Annotated in this window: 5 protein-coding genes; 2 read left to right on the forward strand and 3 right to left on the reverse strand. The window is 53.4% G+C overall.

Features of this window, described 5'->3' with window-relative positions; genetic code table 11:
- The first annotated feature begins 422 nt into the window (after window positions 1-422).
- Both CMR03_RS11835 and CMR03_RS11840 read left to right on the forward strand, forming a co-directional pair.
- Complete coding sequence (locus CMR03_RS11835) at window positions 423-2501, forward strand: TonB-dependent siderophore receptor (protein WP_371873644.1); 2079 nt, start codon at window positions 423-425, stop codon at window positions 2499-2501.
- Entirely contained in the window at window positions 2488-3624 is a 1137-nt protein-coding gene (locus CMR03_RS11840) for an ABC transporter substrate-binding protein (protein WP_371873641.1), read from the forward strand. The genes CMR03_RS11835 and CMR03_RS11840 overlap by 14 nt, the downstream gene beginning before the upstream one ends.
- Window positions 3625-3675: 51 nt before the next feature.
- On the opposite strand, the gene CMR03_RS11845 is transcribed toward CMR03_RS11840, so the two are convergent.
- The 3 genes from CMR03_RS11845 to CMR03_RS11855 form a co-directional block, all read right to left on the reverse strand.
- The gene (locus CMR03_RS11845) at window positions 3676-4653 is read right to left on the reverse strand and encodes an XdhC family protein (protein ID WP_096011655.1); all 978 of its coding nucleotides are present in this window, start codon (window positions 4651-4653) and stop codon (window positions 3676-3678) included.
- Window positions 4650-5249 (reverse strand): nucleotidyltransferase family protein, encoded by a 600-nt coding sequence (locus CMR03_RS11850; protein ID WP_096011656.1) that lies wholly within the window; start codon window positions 5247-5249, stop codon window positions 4650-4652. Before CMR03_RS11850 ends, CMR03_RS11845 begins: the two co-directional genes overlap by 4 nt.
- 2 nt (window positions 5250-5251) lie before the next feature.
- The coding region (locus tag CMR03_RS11855) for a xanthine dehydrogenase family protein molybdopterin-binding subunit (RefSeq protein WP_141248563.1) at window positions 5252-6000 on the reverse strand (749 nt) is incomplete at its 5' end.

The following is a 6000-nucleotide window of genomic DNA, read 5'->3' on the forward strand; positions in this document are numbered from 1 at the left end:
TTCTCTTTCGCTTTCCACTGATAGTAAACCTGCAAACTGTAGTCAGAAAGCCAGCAATGCGGAAAGCAGCCGTCTGCTTACCACCCATCGCCTGCCGAAATCCGTTTTGGAAAAGGGATAATTATCTTTAATTTCATTAAGTAAAAGGCAAAAACCAGCCAGGACAAAGCATTGCGGTGTGCATTTTAACATGTAGTGAAAATTCCGGTATTTCTGTTTACTACTACACCGCGCAATGGTTGAATGATTATCAATTACAAATCAGCGCGTGAACAGATCCTTTATGCTTTTCCTTCGTCGCTGAATAAATACACGCAGTCAATGTGGTTATTTACTTTATTTCTCTCTTTGATGATCAGCGAAAACAAATAATGAAAAAACGTTCCAACGATATTAAACACCTGGGAATCCAGCAGGCGGTGATGCTGGCGATCTGTTCTGGCGCGCTGCTTGCACCGGGTGAAAGCCTGGCGGCGACCAGTGATGATACGGTGACAGTAACCAGCGACGCTAACAGCAATGACGGCTATGCCGCCTCCACCAGCAGCGTTAGCACGAAAACCCCTGTGTCTCGTCTGGATGAGGCGCAATCTGTCAGTACCGTGACACAGCAACAGCTCGACGATTACCAGGCCAGCAGCCTGAGCGACGCGATGCGTTTTGTCAGTGGCGTTGCTGAGGCAAACACACTGGCGGGAACAGAAGATGGTTTTGTCCGCCGTGGGTTTGGTAGCAATTCCGATGGTTCCATTTATCGTGATGGCATCCGCAGCAGCCAGGGGTTAAATCTGGATGCCACAACGGAACGCGTTGAGGTGCTCAAAGGCTCGGCGTCTTTGCTCTACGGTATTCAGAATCCTGGTGGAGTGATCAACGTCATCAGCAAAAAGCCTCAATATTCATGGCAATCCTCGGTAAGCGGTCGCTACGCGAGTGAAGGCGGCGGTGCCGGTACGCTGGATGTGACGGGGCCGTTGGGCAATGGCTTTGCCTTCAGGCTGATCGCAGAAAAACAACGTCAGGATTACTGGCGTAATTTTGGCAGTGATGAACACTCGCTGCTGGCCCCGTCGCTGCAATGGTATGGTGAAAAAGCCAGCCTGTTAGTGAGTTACAGCGATTATCGTTATGACATTCCCTACGACCGCGGCACCGCCTTTATTAACGGCTCTCCTGTCGACCTGCCCTACAAGCAGAGACTGGATGACAAAGCCAATCATGCCTGGGGACGCAATCAGGCACTCAACGCTCATTACGACTGGCAGTTTAATGACAGCTGGAGTACGCGATTGACCCTTGGCTGGAATCAGCGCCGTTATGACAATAATGAAGTGCGGGTGACGGCGATTGATCCTGCCAGCGGCGTGGTTACGCGGCGTGCCGATGCCAACCGCGGATTTAATCAAAAAACCAACTACCTGTCGTGGGATGTGCTGGGTAATCCAGAACTTTTTGGCATGACACATGCGCTGGTATTCGGCACAGATTATGAAATGAATCAAACCTATCGTGCGCATCAGTATCAGGGCAAAAATGACCGGCGCTTCAACTATTTCAATCCGGTTTATGACATGCTGTCTCCCGTAACCGACAGCACCACTGAAAATAGCGCGAATGCCAACAACCTGAACCGTATTCACAGCCGTTCGGTTTATCTGAAAGACAGCATTTCGCTGAGTCCCGACTGGATCGCGGTGGTTGGCGGGCGATACCAACATTACGAGCAACGGGCTTCAAAAGGTTTCAACCCGGTGATTCAGACACTGGATGATGAAGGGAATAAATTCCTGCCACAAACCGGGCTGATTTATAAACTAACGCCTGATATTTCGCTTTACACCAGCATGAGTAAATCCTTCACGCCCTCAACGGATGTGGATGACGAAGGTAATGTCAGCAAGCCCGAGCAGGGAACGACCTGGGAAGTAGGAAGCAAATGGCAAATCTCCCCTCGCCTGTTCGCTTCGGTCGCGCTTTACAGAATTGATGAAAAGCAGATGTCACTCAGCATTAATGGCACGACCCGTCCTGTTAACAAAGCGCGCTCTCAGGGCGTGGAAGTTGAGCTGAATGGCGAAGTTGCGCCCGACTGGGATATCAGTGCCAATTACAGTTATGACAATGCCGAGATCGTCGATGACACGATTAATCCGGCCAACAACGGCAACCGCTTACAAAATGCGCCTGAACATGCCGGTGCGCTTTACCTGAGTCATAACCTGGTCATACCGGGTTTGCCCGGCGATTTTCGTGTCGGTGGTGGTGCACGCTATGTCGGCAGTCGTGCGGGCGATCCTGACAACAGCTTTACTTTACCGGATTACGTTGTCGCTGACGGCTTCATTGCCTGGAACACCCACCTGCTGGGCAAAAAAACTCAGTTGAGGCTTAATCTGAATAACCTGTTTAACAAACACTATTACACGTCGAGCGGCGGTAACCTGCGCGTACGTGAAGGTGAAACCCGCAACCTGATGGTACAAGCCCGTGTTGAATTCTGATTCTTTTATGAAGTTCTGGCTGCGCACGCTCCTGCTGCTGTCCGTGACAATCAGCACGCTCGCCTGGGGTAAAACGATTACCGATATCAATGGCACTCGGGTTACTGTGCCCGATCATCCCCAGCGAATCGTCCTGGGTGAGAGCAGGATGCTGTACACCTTTGCCATGCTGGAGGCCGGCAATCCTTTCAAAAGGCTGGTTGGCTGGCCGCAGGACCTGAAAAAGTACGACCGGCAGACATGGGATATTTTCGCGCACCAGTTTCCCGAGATGCTGAACATACCGTCAACAGGGCTAGATGGCACCAATGATATCAATCCTGAGCGGGTGATTGCGTTAAAACCGGACGTGGTGATCCTGCCCGAACTGGCTCGCAGCAGTGAGGCGGGGCAACGGCTGGAAGCGGTATTAAAAGCAGCCAATATTCCCGTGGTGAAAATCGATTTACGCGTACACCTCCTGCAAAACACGACGCGCAGTGTTGCCATTCTGGGAGAGGTGCTGAATCAGCGTCAGCGGGCAACGGCTTTCAATCAGTTTTATCAGCAACATATGCAGACTATTCAGCAGCGCCTTGCCGGTTTTCAGGGCCATAAACCCACCGTGCTGTTACAGCTTCACCTGGGCCGCCGAAATGAATGCTGCGTGACCGCCGTGAACGGAAGCCTTGGCGATGTGCTGTCCTTTGCGGGCGGAGACAATATTGCCAGTAAGAAGGTGCCTGGCGTATTCGGTCGGCTGAATGAAGAAACGGTGATTACCGCGAATCCGGATTATTATTTTGCGACCGGTAGCGGTGGCAGCGACGATGCTTCAGACCTTCGTATCGGTCCCGCCATCAGTCAGGCGGAAACGCGTGCGTCCCTGCAGCAGCTCACCGCGCAACAAAATGGCCTGAAGCAGCTGCGTGCGCTGCATAACGGTCATGCCGCGGCAATGTGGCATAATTTTTATCTCAGCCCCTGGCATGTTGCCGCAGCAGAGTTTTTTGCCAAAACCCTTTATCCAGACCTGTTTAATGACGTTAATCCGGAACAAACCCTGCGGCAGATCTTTAACGATTTCCTTCCCGTTCCCTATTCAGGCACCTATTTTTACTCGCTGGAGAAAGAGTCGCAGTAACCTGCGAACCGGCGGCAAGCTGCACGTAGCGCCGCCGGCCCCTCTGCTGACCTAAGCTCCATGTTGGTTTTTAATCCGTACGATATCTGCCATCACCGACAACGCAATCTCCGCAGGCGTTTTACTGCCGATGGCTATGCCAATCGGCGCGCTAATCCTGGCGAGTTCCTCCTGATCAAATCCCGCTATCGCCTGAAGGCGAGCCTTTCGTTTAGCGCTGTTTTTTTCCGATCCCATGATGCCGATATAAAATGCGTGCGTGTTGACCGCTTCCATCATGGTTAACTCATCAATACGGGGATCGTGTGTTAACGATACGATGGCAACTGAAGCATGGGCACCGTTTAACTCCAGCCAGCGTGCAGGATGCTGCGGCACAATCGTGATGTTATCTTCACCCATAAAGTGGCGTTCCAGCTCACTTAACATCTCCGGACGATGTTCACAGACCCGTACATGAAAACCCAACAGCTGGCCAAAACGAATGCATTCAAACGCAACGGCAGAATAGCCTGCCACCAACAGTTCGGGAATGGCACCCACGGGCAACACGATGTCAGGGTCCTGATAGCTGAGAACAGGTAACACGGCCGAGAGGGCCACAACGTCCCAGGATGCACGTTCGCCTGCGGACAACGTTTTTATCAGCCGGGATTTACCGATGAGCGCCTGATGCATGGCCTGTAACAGCGCGCCGCTGACAGTATCAGGGAGCAGGTATTCCACCAGCACGTCCAGCCTGCCACCACAGGGCAGTTGTACCTGGGTTTGCCGTCCACCCTCGCCATAGCGGATGACCTGGCTGTTTACCCGGTAATGTCCTTCTGCCAGACGCGCCAAAAAATCCTCTTCAATGCAGCCACCCGAAAGCGAACCACAACACTCGCCCTCCTGGTTGATGACCATCATCGTGCCGGGCGCCCGGGGCGAAGAGCCCCAGGTACGCAGTACGGTACACAACCAGACCGCCTGCCCCGCATGATGCCAGCGCAAGGCCGTGTCGATAACCCGCTGATCCAATGTAATCATAAGTGGCTCCTGACGTGCCGTAAGTCATCCGGGTAATCAATATCGTCGAGACAACCCCGATCGCTGAGCGGCACATAGCGGATTTGCTGATGTTTAAGCACGCTTTGTGCACCCACATCGCCTGTCAGCTGTTGCAACGCGGGAAAAAACGATCGCTGAAAGCCAACCGGATGACCGGGCTGGCCTTCAACCTGCGGGCGCGCAAGCGGATAAAAATGCAAAGCCTGGTTCACCGCCTGATAGCTTTCAGCGGTGAGAAAAGGCATATCTCCCAGTGCAATGATGACCGCATCATAGTCCAGACAGGCGCTGACGCCTGCCGCTATCGACTCACCCAAACCGCCACTGACACAAAATACCGGTCTTACGTCGTGCAGCAACGCATGAATGGCCTTATCTTCCGGACGCGTGACGACAATGACATCCATACCGCTTGCTTTTGCCTGTTCCAGCGTGTGCTGCAAAACGGGTTTTCCCTCCAGTACCGCCAGCAGTTTGTGGTGGCCATTTCCCTGTCGAAACCGGCGGCTCATTCCCGCCGCCGTTAGCACAATTGCCGTTTTCACACCCGCACTCCTGCCAACATCGCCGTGCATGCTTAAAGGATCTTGTCCAGCGTAATGGGCAAATCCCTGACGCGTTTACCGGTAGCGTGATAAACCGCATTGCTGATGGCCGCAGCAACGCCCACAATGCCGAGTTCACCCACCGTTTTGCCGCCCATGCTGGTGGCTTTGTAGTCAGGTTCGCCAACATCAATGGTGGTGATGGCGGGAATATCTGCATTCACTGGAATCAGGTAGTCGGCCAGGTTGTTGTTAATCACTCTGCCATTACGCGGGTCAATAATTCCGCCTTCAAGTAATGCCTGACCTACGCCCATAATCATGCCGCCCACCCACTGGCTTCGGGCGAGTTTGGGATTATAGAGCCGGCCACTGTCGAAAGCCGCGACCATGCGCTTTAGACGTATGGTGCCAAAATCTTCATCCACCCTTACTTCAACAAACTGCGCACTCCAGCTGTGAGCCGACACGTCCTGTGGTCGACTCATTTCATTCAGGCTACCGGTGACGCTGTCCCGCTCCTGCGCTGACATCTCCGGAGAGAAGGTGCCACCTTCCACGCTGAGCCCGTCCAGGTGAGCCAGCTTAATCAGTTCACTAAAGCTGACGGCCTGGGAAGGTTTGGCGGTGAGCTGTATCCCCCCGTTCGCCAGCGTGAGCCGATCCTGTGGTACGCCGGCAAGCGGAGAACCCTGGGTCTGGCTGGCCAGCGCCAGTAAACGCGCACGCAGCTTTTTCGCGGTATCGTCTACGGCGGCGGTCAGGTTTCCTGCCAGCTGAG

This window comes from Pantoea allii, from assembly GCF_002307475.1.
In the GTDB taxonomy this organism is placed as follows: Bacteria; Pseudomonadota; Gammaproteobacteria; order Enterobacterales; family Enterobacteriaceae; genus Pantoea; species Pantoea allii.

Excerpts from the sequence above, each read along its gene's own strand:
- CMR03_RS11845 (WP_096011655.1), bottom strand. The coding sequence starts at position 4,653 with ATGATTACATTGGATCAGCGGGTTATCGACACGGCCTTGCGCTGGCAT.
- CMR03_RS11835 (WP_371873644.1), top strand. The coding sequence starts at position 423 with ATGCTGGCGATCTGTTCTGGCGCGCTGCTTGCACCGGGTGAAAGCCTG.
- CMR03_RS11850 (WP_096011656.1), bottom strand. The coding sequence starts at position 5,249 with ATGCACGGCGATGTTGGCAGGAGTGCGGGTGTGAAAACGGCAATTGTG.